Source organism: Staphylococcus marylandisciuri, from assembly GCF_025519785.1.
Taxonomy (GTDB): domain Bacteria; phylum Bacillota; class Bacilli; order Staphylococcales; family Staphylococcaceae; genus Staphylococcus; species Staphylococcus marylandisciuri.
Window position 1 is genome coordinate 32212 of record NZ_JAOPKZ010000006.1, and the last position, 14405, is coordinate 46616.

16 protein-coding genes are annotated in these 14405 nt (G+C 36.2%); 7 read left to right on the plus strand and 9 right to left on the minus strand.

Translation table 11 applies throughout. The features are described 5' to 3' along the window. Nucleotides 1–532 precede the first annotated feature (532 nt). From N9R04_RS11445 to kapB, 9 genes are all read right to left on the minus strand, one after another. On the minus strand, nt 533–778 hold the full coding sequence (locus tag N9R04_RS11445; RefSeq protein ID WP_373316342.1) for an SdpI family protein: 246 nt from the start codon (nt 776–778) through the stop codon (nt 533–535). A gap of 631 nt (nt 779–1409) precedes the next feature. Next, nucleotides 1410–1757, minus strand: a complete 348-nt coding sequence (locus tag N9R04_RS04545) for a Na+/H+ antiporter subunit G1 (protein WP_262855361.1) — start codon at nt 1755–1757, stop codon at nt 1410–1412. Beyond that, entirely contained in the window at nt 1735–2028 is a 294-nt protein-coding gene (gene mnhF1 / locus N9R04_RS04550; protein ID WP_262855362.1) for a Na+/H+ antiporter Mnh1 subunit F, read from the minus strand. The genes N9R04_RS04545 and mnhF1 overlap by 23 nt, the downstream gene beginning before the upstream one ends. Continuing rightward, a complete protein-coding gene (locus N9R04_RS04555) occupies nt 2025–2504 on the minus strand; it encodes a Na+/H+ antiporter subunit E (protein ID WP_262855363.1) in 480 nt (159 codons plus the stop codon). The genes mnhF1 and N9R04_RS04555 overlap by 4 nt, the downstream gene beginning before the upstream one ends. Before the next feature lie 2 nt (nt 2505–2506). Further along, a complete protein-coding gene (locus N9R04_RS04560; protein ID WP_262855364.1) occupies nt 2507–4003 on the minus strand; it encodes a Na+/H+ antiporter subunit D in 1497 nt (498 codons plus the stop codon). After that, nucleotides 3990–4337 (minus strand): Na+/H+ antiporter Mnh1 subunit C, encoded by a 348-nt coding sequence (gene mnhC1, locus N9R04_RS04565; protein ID WP_262855365.1) that lies wholly within the window; start codon nt 4335–4337, stop codon nt 3990–3992. Before mnhC1 ends, N9R04_RS04560 begins: the two co-directional genes overlap by 14 nt. Next, entirely contained in the window at nt 4337–4765 is a 429-nt protein-coding gene (locus tag N9R04_RS04570; RefSeq protein ID WP_262855366.1) for a Na(+)/H(+) antiporter subunit B, read from the minus strand. The genes mnhC1 and N9R04_RS04570 overlap by 1 nt, the downstream gene beginning before the upstream one ends. After that, nucleotides 4746–7163 (minus strand): Na+/H+ antiporter subunit A, encoded by a 2418-nt coding sequence (locus tag N9R04_RS04575; RefSeq protein ID WP_262855367.1) that lies wholly within the window; start codon nt 7161–7163, stop codon nt 4746–4748. The genes N9R04_RS04570 and N9R04_RS04575 overlap by 20 nt, the downstream gene beginning before the upstream one ends. A 464-nt stretch (nt 7164–7627) precedes the next feature. Then, complete coding sequence (gene kapB / locus N9R04_RS04580) at nt 7628–8011, minus strand: sporulation phosphorelay system protein KapB (RefSeq protein ID WP_262855368.1); 384 nt, start codon at nt 8009–8011, stop codon at nt 7628–7630. Between the two features lie 65 nt (nt 8012–8076). Here kapB and N9R04_RS04585 point away from each other — a divergent pair, with 65 nt between their 5' ends. From N9R04_RS04585 to N9R04_RS04615, 7 genes are all read left to right on the plus strand, one after another. Beyond that, nucleotides 8077–8670 (plus strand): peptidylprolyl isomerase, encoded by a 594-nt coding sequence (locus N9R04_RS04585; protein ID WP_262855369.1) that lies wholly within the window; start codon nt 8077–8079, stop codon nt 8668–8670. A gap of 172 nt (nt 8671–8842) precedes the next feature. Next, the gene (gene ygs, locus N9R04_RS04590; protein WP_262855370.1) at nt 8843–9223 is read left to right on the plus strand and encodes a S1 domain-containing post-transcriptional regulator Ygs; all 381 of its coding nucleotides are present in this window, start codon (nt 8843–8845) and stop codon (nt 9221–9223) included. A 616-nt stretch (nt 9224–9839) separates the two neighbouring features. Beyond that, complete coding sequence (locus tag N9R04_RS04595; protein ID WP_262855371.1) at nt 9840–10781, plus strand: chitosanase; 942 nt, start codon at nt 9840–9842, stop codon at nt 10779–10781. A gap of 133 nt (nt 10782–10914) precedes the next feature. Then, a complete protein-coding gene (locus tag N9R04_RS04600) occupies nt 10915–12159 on the plus strand; it encodes a glycoside hydrolase family 5 protein (RefSeq protein ID WP_262855373.1) in 1245 nt (414 codons plus the stop codon). A gap of 60 nt (nt 12160–12219) precedes the next feature. Continuing rightward, nucleotides 12220–12624 (plus strand): hypothetical protein, encoded by a 405-nt coding sequence (locus tag N9R04_RS04605; RefSeq protein WP_262855375.1) that lies wholly within the window; start codon nt 12220–12222, stop codon nt 12622–12624. Nucleotides 12625–12778: 154 nt separating this feature from the next. Next, nucleotides 12779–12904, plus strand: coding sequence for a hypothetical protein (locus tag N9R04_RS04610; protein WP_262855376.1), 126 nt, complete (start codon nt 12779–12781; stop codon nt 12902–12904). A gap of 195 nt (nt 12905–13099) precedes the next feature. Continuing rightward, the gene (locus N9R04_RS04615) at nt 13100–14233 is read left to right on the plus strand and encodes an NADH-dependent flavin oxidoreductase (RefSeq protein WP_262855377.1); all 1134 of its coding nucleotides are present in this window, start codon (nt 13100–13102) and stop codon (nt 14231–14233) included. Nucleotides 14234–14405: the final 172 nt, after the last annotated feature.

Genomic DNA, 14405 nt, shown 5'->3' on the forward strand with positions numbered 1-14405 from the left:
CGGCAAAGATGACTAGAATTGAAAAAAGCTTGATACAAGCGCGTTTTCAAATCAGTCATCTACTGCCGAGATGCTGAAAAAAAGCAACCACATTCGTGGTTGCTTTTTTATCTATATAATTACTGAGTGCTAATACATTTATTCCAATTGCTTCATTGACTTTGAGCCTCTGAACCCTTAACAAAACCGAAAGCTGTCGACTCGTCGGGTTAATAGCTCACGCTATCCCGACATTTGCCGTTACAGTTTAGTTAAGGGTTCTTCTCAACGATCAATGAATTTTCTCGGCATAATCGCGTCATATTTTTGTATTAATCACTCTATATGTATTATCTCTAGGACTTCTATTATAAAAAGCCCATCCTTGGGGAAGTATTCTAAAGACAGAAGCATTAATTACCTGTGTTTTATCTTTAATAGGGTTATTAGGCATTATACTTAATATAGAACTAAAAAATATTAAAAAATAAACAAGAAATGGGGATATAAAAAGCATAGTGGTTTTAGTGAGTGTAAGATCATCTTTTTGTTATTATTCGATAATTTTTTTAACCTCTTTTTCAGTAATTACTATTGTGGATATAAGTAAAATGATAAATAGAATGAATTGTATTATTAAAGAAGTGATAGAAATACTAAATATTAAGTCAAAAATAGTCCATATTACCCCTAAAGGTAAAAACCAATAGCTAAATTTAATACTAAATTTAACAAAAAATTCTTGAGTCAATTTCCAATTCCTTTCATTTCTCATTGAATTTTTAGTTCTCAGACCCATAAAGTAATTAACTTGATCTCCAACCTTGCTTTCTAAAGACTTTTTAAAAATCAATGTTATTATTAAATTTGCTAAAACCGTTAATAATAAAATTATAATTAATCAACTCCTTTTTTAATATAGCAAACGGTTGCAATAAAAAACAATACTGTTTTAGAAGTTTAATTTTTTAACAGTCCTTGGTTTATTATTAGTTTTCTCATAAACTGGCTATTGTTAGTTTGAGATAACATAAAAGGTAACATGATTAATCTAATAGCTAGTACGATGATTATAATAGATAGACCATAATCATGATTAAGATGTTCTCCCATCTAATTTAAAAATAAATCCATAGGCTTCGCAAAAGTATTATAGAAAAAGCCACTACGACTTTCCGGTTTAGAATTAATACAGGCAGATAAAAATAACGGTGCTAATAATGGGAGCGGGACAGAAATCTAATTTGAATAAAAAGATTTCTGTCCCGCTCCCTTTCTAGGATTAATTGTACGTTATCTATATCTATCATATTTAGACTGTTACAGCACCTAACAGTAATATTCGTCAATTTAAATCTAGCCTTGAGATTTTCGACTTTTTAACTTCAATGAGGTATAGAATAATTTCAAACTACCTATGAACGTTAACGTTAATCTTTCATACCTTCTCGAATTTCATCTTTTTTAGTGCGATCGGTGTACGGGGTTCGTAACTTATATGCTGATTGAATGATTAAGTGACTTGATAATGGTCCTGTAATCAAGATGAATAGGATGCCGATGATGAGCTGCATGTTAACGTAACCTTCTTTGCCAATGAAGTATAAGAAGACACCAGATAACATTAACATGGCACCCAATGTGGCTGCTTTTCCAGCTGCGTGTGCCCTTGAATATACATCGTCTAAGCGTACGATACCTAAAGCGGCAAGAGCACTTACTAATGCGCCTAAGACTACTAAGATGAGCGCTATACTAATGATGATTGTCTTTATCATACTCGATCACCTTGCCTTTATCCATATATTTTGCAAATACCGCTGTGCCTAAGAAAGCTAATATACCGATGAGTAAGATAACGACGATCATATATTGTATGTCTAAGAGCATACTAAAGAGTGCGACGATAGCCATGAGCTGAAGACCTAGAGCATCGATAGCTACTACGCGATCTGCGAGTGAAGGGCCTAGGATTACACGAATCAGCATCGCTACCATAGAAATAACGACTATCACTAACGCTATAATAATGATGATATTGTAAGTCATTGCTCACCCACCTCTCTTACTACCTTTTCAAGAGATGATTTAATACCTTCTACTTCCTCTTCTTTTTCACCAAAATCTATAGCATGAATATAAATTTGACGACGATCTTCACTTAGTCCTACAACGATGGTTCCAGGAGTTAAAGTAATTAAGTTGGATAGTAGAACAACTTGCCAGTCTGTCTTCAAATCGGTGTCGTATGTAAAGAATGCTGGCTCATTCTTCAATGAAGGTTGAAGGACGATGCGCATAACATCAATATTGGCTTTGATTAACTCGATAAGAAACACGAAAATAAGCTTAATTACTTTATATAATGTTATGATATAGAATCTTCCAGGAAGTATGTCTTTCATAAAGTAAACTAATAATAATCCCAGTATAAAACCTAAGAGGGCGTTGTTAATAGTATAGCTGCCTGTCACAAGTAACCAGAAGAGTGAAAGCAATAAATTTATAAGAACTTGTACTGCCATAATTATTTATCCCCCAATACACTATCAATATATACGCTCGGATCATAGAATGACATAGCCGCCTCTTTCACTACTGGGTAGAGTAAATCAGCGGATAAACCGAATAGAACAGTTAGCACAACGGAAGTGATAGCTATAGTTAACAAGCCTCTATATTGCAACTGCGGTTTATATTCATATCCTTTAGATTCGCCGAAGAAGCCTTTTAAGAAAATGCGTATAACCGAATAGAGGACGACCAGGCTTGAGAGCAATACTACGATACCGCTGATATAGAAACCTTTCTCAAAGGTAGCTTGGACGATGTAGTATTTACCGTAGAATCCACTCAAGGGTGGAATACCGGCTAAGCTTAAAGCGGCAATGAAGAAAGTCCAGCCCAATACTGGATAGTGCTTAATGAGGCCGCCATATTGCTTCAAATCGTTAGTCTTGGTAATTTTAGCCATAATGCCAATGAGCAAGAACAATGAGGCTTTAACTAACATATCGTGAATGGTGTAATATATTGCTCCAATCATCCCCGTCTTACTCATCATTGCTACACCAACGAGAATAACGCCTATTGCAATCATAATATTATAGAGAATAATTTGTTTAGTATCGTAAAAGCTTACTGCTCCCACACAACCAAAGATAATTGTTAATAAAGCTACAAATAGTATTAAGTAGAACGCAAAACTTGAAGTATCGTTAAAGAATAAACTACTTGTACGTGCTATAGCATAAACGCCTACTTTGGTGAGTAATGCACCAAAGAAAGCGATGATAGCTACGGGTGGCGCATAGTAAGCTCCAGGTAGCCATACGTACATAGGGAAGACGCCGGCTTTAGTTGCGAATACAAATATAAACATGATGTAAACTATATTCACAAGTCCGTGTTGTTGTGATGATAGATGGTTGAGTTTTTCACTAATATCGGCCATATTCAACGTTCCGACGACAGAGTATAATATACCTACCGCGATAACAAAGAAAGCCGAGCTCGTCACGTTAACCAACACATATTTGATTGTTTCGCTCAATTGTATTTCTGTGCCGCCAATTACAAGAAGAATGTAAGACGCAATTAGGAAGACCTCGAAGAAGACAAATAAGTTAAAGATGTCTCCTGTAATAAATGCGCCAATTACACCTGTGATCATAAACATTATGGAGAAATAGTAATAATATGTCTCACGTTCGATACCTATTGATTTATAAGAATAGAGTATGATTAACGCTGTAATGACCAGGCTAGTAATAACGAGCAGTGAGCTAAATAAGTCTTGTACAAAGACTATACTATATGGTGCTTTCCACGAACCTAATTCTAGCTTTATAGGTCCATTTTTCCATACATTTAGAAAGTTTATTATTGCAAACACAAGTGTCAATAACGTCCCACCGAGTGCTACATAACGTTTAATTATAGGTCTTTGCCCGATAAAAAGGAGTATTAGTGCTGTAAAGATAGGGATGAGGAGTAAACTAACTAATAAGTTACTCGTGATCATTTTTTAACACTCCTTTCATTTGTTCCACGTTGTCAGTTCCTAGTTCTTTGTAGCTTCTAAATGCTAAGACTAGGAAAAAGGCTGTAACCGCAAAGGAAATTACTATCGCTGTTAAGATTAAAGCTTGTGGAATTGGGTCTACGTATGAGTGAGTACCTTTTTCGTAAATTGGAACGGTCCCTTTCTTTAAGCCACCCATAGTAATTAAGAATAAATTGGCTGTATGCGTTTGAAGTGTTGTTCCGATTATGATTCGAATAAGACTTTTAGACAGAATGAGATAGACACTTATTGCAGTAAGAATGCCACAAACAAAAATCATTATTATTTCCATTACTCATTCTCTCCAATCGTCAATATTATAGTCATAACTGTACCTATAACTGCCAACATAACTCCTAAGTCGAAGAATGTCGCAGTGTGTAACCCCATAGGTTCTAAGAAACCAAGTGGGACTTCGAAAGGTTTATGCGTAAAGAAATTCTTGTGATATAACCAACTTGCCATCGGTGTGGCGGCACAGAAACAGAGACCGATACCGATAAGGATCTTAAAGTCCCACGGATAAATCTTACGCATCGTTTTAACATCAAAGGCTACAGCGATAATCACTAAGGCACTTGATAGAATCAAACCACCTACGAAACCGCCACCAGGTGTGTAATGTCCTGCAAGAAAGAGGGAGAGACCAAACAATACTATAAGAAAGAATATTAGTATTGCTGTATATTGAAAGATGAGATTACCTTTCTGTTTGTTCATTGGTCTGACCTCCTTTGGCTTCTTGCTTAGAATTCATCTTTAACTTAATCATTGTGTAGACACCGATACCAGCAATACCTAGCACCGAAGACTCAAACAATGTATCGGTACCACGGAAATCTACAAGTATCACGTTGACAATATTTTTACCATGAGCTAGATCATGGACGTGCGCTTTGTAGTAAGCCCCGATTGAGGCGAAGTGACGGTTGCCATATGCGATGAGACCTAAGATCGTGACTACAGCTCCAGTTAGGATAGACACGATCGCATTAGTTGTCTTAAATGCACGTGTTTCTTTATGTCGGTTAAGGTTAGGTAAATGATAAAAGCACAATAGGAATAAAGCAGTTGAAATCGTTTCGACTACAAATTGTGTCAATGCTAAATCTGGTGCGCTAAAGAAAATAAAGAATATAGCTACTGAATAACCGACAGCGCTTGCCATGATAATACTAAACAACCGAGAACGAGCGAAGATAATCATCGAAGACGCTGTAATAATAATGATGATAATTCCAAGCTCGTAAGGTCTTACAGGACTAATATTACTAAAGTGAATACTGAAAGGTGACGCTATCAAAGTTACAACAGTAATAACAATTAATGACAGTAGAATAAGTATCAAATTATCGCGGGAATAACCCGTAACATAGCTATTAGTAAAGCGTGATGATAATCCCGGAACCATACGACCTGCACTGTCATACCAGTGATTAAATGTGAACGCCTTAGGTTGTGCTTGCAATAATTTGACCCAATAAGCAAAAGACAAGATGAGCACGATACCGATAACATAAATGATGAGTGTTGAGAAAAACGCTGGTGTAAAGCCATGGAAAAATTTAAATTCAGCAGTGATGTTGTTCGTGTGGGTAAGCGCATTAGCTGCCGGCTCAATCACACTCCCCGTTAGCAGTTGTGGAGCGAATCCAAATACGACTACCAGTATAGCTAAAATGATCGGTGAGATAAGCATGAGTGGTGAAGCTTCATGAGCGCTATGAGGCAATCGTTCTGGGTTGTACTTACCAAGGAATATTTGACCTATAAATCGGACTGAGTAGACGAAAGTAAAAATACTTCCTACTATTGCGATGATAGGTAATATGATACCTAAAGTATTTAAGCTAAATATATTGGCATGAGTCGCCTGGATCATACTCTCGATAAAGCTTTCTTTAGAAAGAAAGCCGTTGAATGGGGGCAGGCCAGCCATACTTAAAGCAGTGATGATTGTAAGCGTAAACGATATAGGCATGACAGTCATTAATCCGCCTAATTTCTTAACGTTACGCGTCCCAGTACTGTGATCAACAGCACCTGTAATCATAAATAGGGCACCTTTAAACGTTGCGTGATTGATTAAGTGGAATACTGCTGCAGTATAAGCAGCTACATAGATGGAGCTATCTGAACCGTGAAAGTGATAACTTATAGCTCCTATGCCTAGCATTGACATGATCATTCCAAGTTGCGATACAGTAGAAAAAGCAAGGATACCCTTTAGGTCTTCTTGCTTAGTAGCGTTTAGAGAAGCCCAACATAACGTTGCTAATCCAACCACTGTTACAGTCCATACCCAGCCTTCTGAAATTGCAAATATAGGTGTAACTCTAGCAATGAGATACAAACCAGCTTTGACCATTGTTGCTGAATGCAAGTATGCACTAACAGGAGTAGGCGCTTCCATCGCGTCTGGCAACCAGATATAGAATGGAACTTGAGCAGATTTAGTGATCGCACCTATGATGATAAATATCATTGCTAAAATGAAGAAAGGGCTATTGTGGATTTCTGCTACTTTGTCAATGAGAGTCTGCAAACTTGTCGTGTTCCCTGCAATCGAAAGTAAGATAAGTCCACCTAATAAAGATAGGCCTCCAAACACGGTTATGATTAATGACTTCTGAGCACCATATATTGACTTAGCTTTCGTTCTCCAAAAGGATATTAATAGGAAACTTGAGAACGAAGTTAGCTCCCAAAATAAATACAGCATAATGATATTATCTGCAAGTACTACGCCAAGCATAGCACCCATAAAGAGCAAGAGGTAACAATAGAAGTTACCAAGTTGCTCACTCTTACTCAAATAGCCTATGGAATAGAGAACTACGAGACTACCTATTCCTGTAATAAGTAAGCTAAACAATAATCCTAGACCATCTATATTGACGTCAAAGTTCATACCGAAGCGCGGCATCCAATTTAGTCGTTGAATAACCTGGCCTCCGGAAGAAGTCTTATTAATAAAAGTTAAGAAATAGATAAATATAACTAGCGGAACTGGTAATACAAACCAACCGAGATGAATCTTCTTATACAATCGGTAAATGATCGGTATGATAATAGCAAAGATGAGTGGAAGTAATATGGCTACGTGAATCCAACTCATAATTTCCCTCCTTAAGAACATATGCCCTGAAAGCCACAAATTTTCTATATCTAATGTAGACTATCTATCTCGTCATGTTCACGTTACTATGCAGTATCATCCTAAGATACGAATGAGGTAGAATGACATTGATGACGAGATGACTGCCATAAATAGAATTGTGAATAAATATAATAAGTAACTACCTAGTTGATCCCCCATAATGTTGTAGTATCTTTAAAAGCACGGTTTCCTATCACATGTTACACGCATTAAAACAGTAATATAAATATGTATAAACTCGACACGTTTCCAAGTGAAATTGCTCTTGAGAATACCTAAAGATATGTTGAGCGTCTACTCTAATTCACATTAAATGAAAATTTGCATTTAAGTACATTATACATTAATGATTCTGATCTGAAAAACACGTTTCTTTAAGGTATTGTTATAAGGTTTATTAATGATTAGAAGGGGACATGTTCTTACTCGAAATCACATTTATATTGAGTTGCATAATCGGCTTTTAATTGGTTCAAATTCTTTAATGACAATTTTGCATGAGCGTCATTTTTTTCTGTTAACTTTGCTTCTAATTCACTTATCGCTTGTTGTAAAGAAGCTTTGTAAGGTAGCTCCTGTACATCGAAAGCTTTTAGTTGTGAAGGTGAAGCATAGCGTTTCTCATATTGACTTAACGCCTTACGTTCATGAAAGAATACGCCAGACGTTTCTTTAGGATTGTGCAAGTCTCCTTGTTTAGGATGTTTGATGACTTGCTCCACCTGTACAAGAACGCGATTCTCATGTTCCTCTACAATACTCACGCCGTACACACCCGTTTTATGAGCAAAGCGATATAATTTCATATGATTCTTCCTTTCTATGTATGGTAAGATACAATTAATATATTAACATGAAATGGAGAGTTAAAATGACGAAGTATCCTCAATTAAATAAAGACATTCAAGAGAATGATATTAAGGTTATCATGCGTACTAATAAGGGAGATATGACTTTCAAATTATTTCCTTACATAGCACCTAAAACTGTAGAAAATTTCGTAACACACGCTAAAAATGGTTACTATAATGGCGTTACTTTTCATAGAGTAATTGAAGACTTTATGGTACAAGGGGGCGACCCTACTGCGACTGGTATGGGCGGTGAAAGTATTTATGGTAGTCCATTCGAAGATGAATTTTCAGAGCAGGCCTTTAATTTATACGGTGCTTTATCCATGGCGAACGCAGGACCTAATACAAATGGCTCACAATTCTTTATAGTGCAGATGAAAGAAGTACCTGAATCTATGTTGAGCCAACTCACTGATGGAGGGTGGCCTGAACCCATTGTCAAAGCTTATGCAGACAAAGGTGGAACACCTTGGTTAGATCAACGTCATAGCGTGTTTGGACAATTAATTGAAGGTAAAGCTACACTTGAAGATATCGCTTCAACTCGAGTAGGAGCTCAAGATAAACCAGTGCATGATGTAGTCATCGAAGACATTGAAGTAGTAGATTAAATTGTAAATAGCTATGAGTAAGTTAGACTTTACACGTTAGCGAACGTATTGAAGTGAACCTCTTATTGAATTAATTTAGAAAAATTCACAGTCTTTCACTCTAATATTAGTTTATTATTATTGTTTTATGCTATGATGTATATGGTACTAAAACGCATAAGGGGTTATTACGTTGAACTCATACTATAAAGTAGGTCAACATATTAAAGTTCGTGTGACTGGAATTCAACCGTATGGCGCATTTGTTGAAACCCCTGATAATACTGAAGGTTTAATTCACATTTCAGAAGTGATGGACGATTATGTGCATAACTTGAAGAAATTTTTATCCATAGGACAGATTGTGAGAGCTAAGATTATTTCGATAGATGACGAAGGTAAGCTTAATCTGTCTTTAAAAGATAATAAATACTTTAAAAATTATGAACGTAAGAAAGGAAAACGTTCAGTATTAGATGATATAAGAGAAACCGAGAAATACGGGTTTCAAACAATTAAAGAACGCTTGCCGGTTTGGATCGAACAGTCCAAAGAAGCAATCAAAGACGAATAGTCAAACAGTTAGAGGGAGCGGGACAGAAATCTTTTTATTCAAATTAGATTTCTGTCCCGCTCTCTTTTATAAGCAAGATATTTAACTTACGAAAACGGATTTTTAGTCAAATTTGACTTGTCAGGTTACTTTTGAGTGGTTGAGACATAAAGTTTACTGGTGCTTGCATACACTCCGCTTTATAAATGATTTTCTACTATAGACTCCTATCAAAATAAATAATATTTATTACATTAAACGCAATAACCCTTTTAAAACCTTAATCCCATCTAACAGTGTGTATTGTATGTCGTTCATTATAGGAAGCGGTCAGTTTAAATAGATCGCCGTACGAAATAAAAATTATAGAATATAAGAAATATTTTGTAAAACGAATGTTGAACTAGTGTTAATAAAATTAATCTCCTATAAAGATTCTATTAACATTTAATAGAAAACGTTTTCTTTAGTTGTAGAGAATTAAATTCGTGAATTATACTTTATTTGTTAGTAAAGCTAACTATTTTTTGAGAAAGAGGGTCTGCTTATTCTTATATGTATGTAGGAGCTTTGTATTTACAAAATAATAGAATTTTGAGCGCATGTGAAAACTTTATAGGTTAAAAGGAGAATTGAAATGAAGTATACGATGAAAATTGCATTATCGAGTGCCATTGCACTATCGACATTAAGTCCGTTAACAAGTGCAGTGCACGCACAAGAACAACACGATCAACATGCATTAAAGCAATCTTCTCAAAAAGCTAGCAATGTAAACGACAATAATTACATGGATAAGAACTTTGACCTTAGAAAACGTTGCTTCGCTTTAGTGGGAGCCGCAGAAGATTCAAATTTAAACTATTCTTCAAACTATAGATCCGTTTCAGGAGACGAAGATGATGGTCGAGGTATAACAGCTGGTATAATTGGATTTACCTCAGGCAACGGAGATATGAAAGACATGTTAAATTACTATAATCAAATATCACCGAATAATCCATTATCTGGTGATAAAGATAATATGAGTCATCTTAGTGAAGATAAATTGAGAAAAGATTGGTTCAATGCTTTTGATCATGATCATGATAATTTTGTTAAAGCTCAAAATTATGAAGTAAAAAAAGAGTGTATGAACGATGCAGTTAAATTTGCTAAAAAAGACGGTTTGGGTCAACTCGGTCAATATATTTACTTCGATGCACTGGTCAAACATGGGCCGGGTAGAGACCCTAGTGCTTCAATGAGTAATTGGAGTTTTGAAGATCTGCGTGCACATGCTATAGAAAACGGTATTAAACCGCCTTCTCAAGGTGGAGATGAAGCTACTTATCTACAAAACTTTGTGGGCAAACGGTATGATGCCATAAATGCTGAGAATGAAGAAGCTAAAAAAGAAGGTAGAGACATGGATACTGAAGGGACAACTGATCGCTTAAAATTCCAAATAAATCAAATTAAGAAAAGCAACTTCGATTTAAAACTGCCATTAGATTTTAATATGAATCAAACAGACTTTCATTTAGATCAAAATAAATTGAATAATTTCAATGATAAAGACTTAGCATCTTTGAATTAAAATAAAAGGAGTTATTAGCCATACCTATTTTAGAGTCCTTTCGGCCAATAGGTTCATTATCTAGGAACACTCAAGAATATCCAAATCAAATTTAAATAAGAAATTAAAACTTATTATACGAGGAGTAATATAAATGAAAAAGACATTGCTTAGTTCAATTTTAACTGCAACAGCTTTAACTACATTATTATCACAATCAGCGCATGCTGAAGATATGAGCCCCCTTCAAACGAAAGGCAAGGAAATTCAAAGAGATGGACAGAATTTCCAACTCAAAGGAGTAAATGCAGGGAATGCCTTTACAACTGAAGGCTATTTAGGCGGTATAACTGCCAAGCAATATAAAAATTATCCGAAGCCTGATGCAGAAAAAACGTATAAAGGATTAAAAGAAAAGTTCGACGATGACTTTGGTCCCAAAGAAGCTAAGAAAAAGTTAAATACTTACGCTAATAATCATTGGACTGACGAAGATTTCCAAAGAGTGCAAGATATGGGGCTAAATACAATTAGACTACCGATTAATTATATAAATTTAACCAATTATAAAAAAGGAATGAATCCGGACGATGTCAAAGTAACAAAGCACTCTTTTGAGGCGATTGATCAATTTGTACAAAAAGCCAAAGCGCATGGGCTGTATGTCATTCTAGATTTTCATGGGACGCCAAACTCACAAAACGGAGCTGAACATTCAGCTGATAAAAATCGAGGTAATAATAATGTCGGTCATTTCTGGGACGATCCGAATGCTCAAGGAAAAGCCAAAGAAATATTATATAAATTAGCCGAGCATTACAAGAATGAAAGTGCAGTTGCAGGTTATGATGTCTTAAACGAACCGAAAGGTGAAGGAGGATCAAGTGATGACCAAGTCCAATCTTTCTATAAACAAGCTGTCAAATCAATTAGAGATGCAGGAGATAATCACATTATCTTTTTAGAGGCAGTTTGGAATCCAGAAAATATGAAGTCTCCTTCATATTATAATGACTCAGCTAACAACTTGGTATATGAGTATCACAATTATGCTACTAAATATGATCACAGTGTGAGAGAATCTTTTGATAAAAAATTAGATAGCATTAAGAATAGTCATTTTAACGTACCAAGTTATTTAGGTGAATTTAACATTGAACCAATGAAAGGCGGTCCAAAGGCAAATTCAGGTGATTTGCAACACATTATAAATAAAGCAAATAACAATAATTTGTCATGGACCATTTGGAACAATGATGTTCAAGGAGGAGGGAATTGGGGCGTATTTAAATACGATCATTTAAACGAAGACCCTAAAAGTCCTGACTTTGGTAAAAAATTTGGAGTTCAAGAAAACACGCCTATTTATAATGCAGTAAAAGAGGGCGCTAAATCATAGAGACAAAAGATTTGCTGCAATTAACTTAACAGAGGAGGTCAGGACAAAAGCGTTTAGGATGTGAGCCGGGGCCCCAACACAAAGAAACTGGTTCATCAGTTTCCACCAGCAATGCGAGTTGGGGTGGGGCCCCAACACAGAGAAACTGGTAAATCAGTTTCTACAAGCACTGCGAGTTGGGGTGGGCCCCAACAAAGAGGGAGCGTTTCTGTCGACAATCCTGCTTTGGGGATGCCATTCATCGCTTTCCCAAAGCACTGCAACGTGAGGTCTCAACCTCCTTATTATTGTATTGATTATGCTCAAGTAACCAAATGTTTAACGTGCATTTCCCTTTATCAACCACATCATCCACTTTTGTTATATTTCATCGATCTCTTGCTTGTCATAATCTTGTTTAGACTCTTTTTGCGACCCGTAATATGTAGTAGGTGCCCACTCTTGAACTCATATAAATTCTGTTAAATGATGAACATTAAGTACACATCTCGTTTCATTTCTAATAAGCAGTTATTTTGATTTAACGTTAACTATGAGCGTATAATCTCCTTCTAGTTGTTGGTATAGACATTTATAACTACAGAGATAAGTACGAGGTCGGGACAAAAGCTTTAAGGATTTGAGCAGGGGCCCCAACACAAAGAAACTGATTCATCAGTTTCCACCAGCAATGCGAGTTGGGGTGGGGCCCCAACACAGAGAAACTGAGACATATATCCCAGCCTCTTCAACATATCGGCAGTAGATGACTGATATGAAAAAGCACTTGTATCAAGCTTTTTTCAATTCTAGCCATCTTTGCCGGGGCGGGACTACGAAATCTTTTTTATTCAAATTAGATTTCTGTCCCGCTCCCAATAAAGTTTTTTTATAGAAGCGGAAATGTGTTAGGTAACAATGTATGCACATGGATATAGATTATGGATGGAGGACTCGACATATGAATAATAAGTTCAAGCCGTTATTTGAAGAAGTTGAATTACCGAATGGTGTTAAAATAAAAAATCGTTTCGCGCTCGCACCCCTTACACATATTTCATCTAATGACGATGGGACTACTTCTGAGGAAGAAATTGATTATATGCGTCAGCGCTCTAAAGATGTAGGTTTGGCTATTAGTGCTGCTAGTAACGTTAATGGAGTAGGAAAGGCATTTCCAGGGCAACCTTCTATAGCACGAGACTCTGATATTGAGGGCCTTAAAAAGCTAGCTAAAGCGATGAAAGAACACGGAGCAAAGGCGTTAGTACAAATTCATCACGGAGGGGCACAATCATTGCCACATTTAACTCCTCAAGGAGACGTAGTAGCACCATCTGAAATAGATTTGAAAAGCTTTGGTTCCAAGGAAGCGCATCATGCTCGTCCCATTACCGACGATGAAATAGAACAAACGATCAAAGACTTTGGTGAAGCTACCCGTCGCGCTATCGAAGCAGGCTTTGATGGAGTTGAAATACATGGGGCTAACCATTATCTCATACATCAATTCGTCTCACCGTATTATAACCGTCGCGATGATAAATGGGGTAAAGATAAGTTATTATTTGCGAAACGAGTAGTAGAAGAAGTACTCTCAACAGTTAACGCCTATGCAGATGATCAATTCATTGTAGGTTATAGATTTTCACCGGAAGAAGCTGAATCGCCAAGAATTACAATGGAAATTACGCAATCATTAATTGAAATGCTTAGAGAGCAATCCCTTGATTACTTACATGTATCACTCATGGACGTGCATTCTAAGACGCGTGAAGGTAAGTATCAAGGTGAGAAACGTATCGACCTACTTCATCAGTGGATTGGTGGCAAAATGCCTCTTATAGGAATAGGTTCTATTTTCACACCTGAAGATGCTTTAACAGCTATTCAAACAGGTAATATTGAATTTATTGCTTTAGGCAGAGAAATACTGTTAGATTATCGTTTTATTGAAAAGATTAAAGACGATAGAATCAAAGAAATCGTAAATATGTATGACCCTGAACGAGAAGATCGACATGATTTACCACCTAAACTATGGAAACAATTTGATGATGGTTTCTATCCGTTACCACGCAAAGATAATAAGTAACTCTGTTAAAGCGTAGTAGAATGGGTGATGACAGAAGCTATAAAGTATTCATACAAACTGATAGCGTTTATAAATGCTTAACGCTTAAGTTGAACTTGTAGTAGTAAACGATAAAGTTATTTCGCTCTTAACTCGGAGCAGGAGTGGGGAGCGGGACAGAAATCTAATTTGA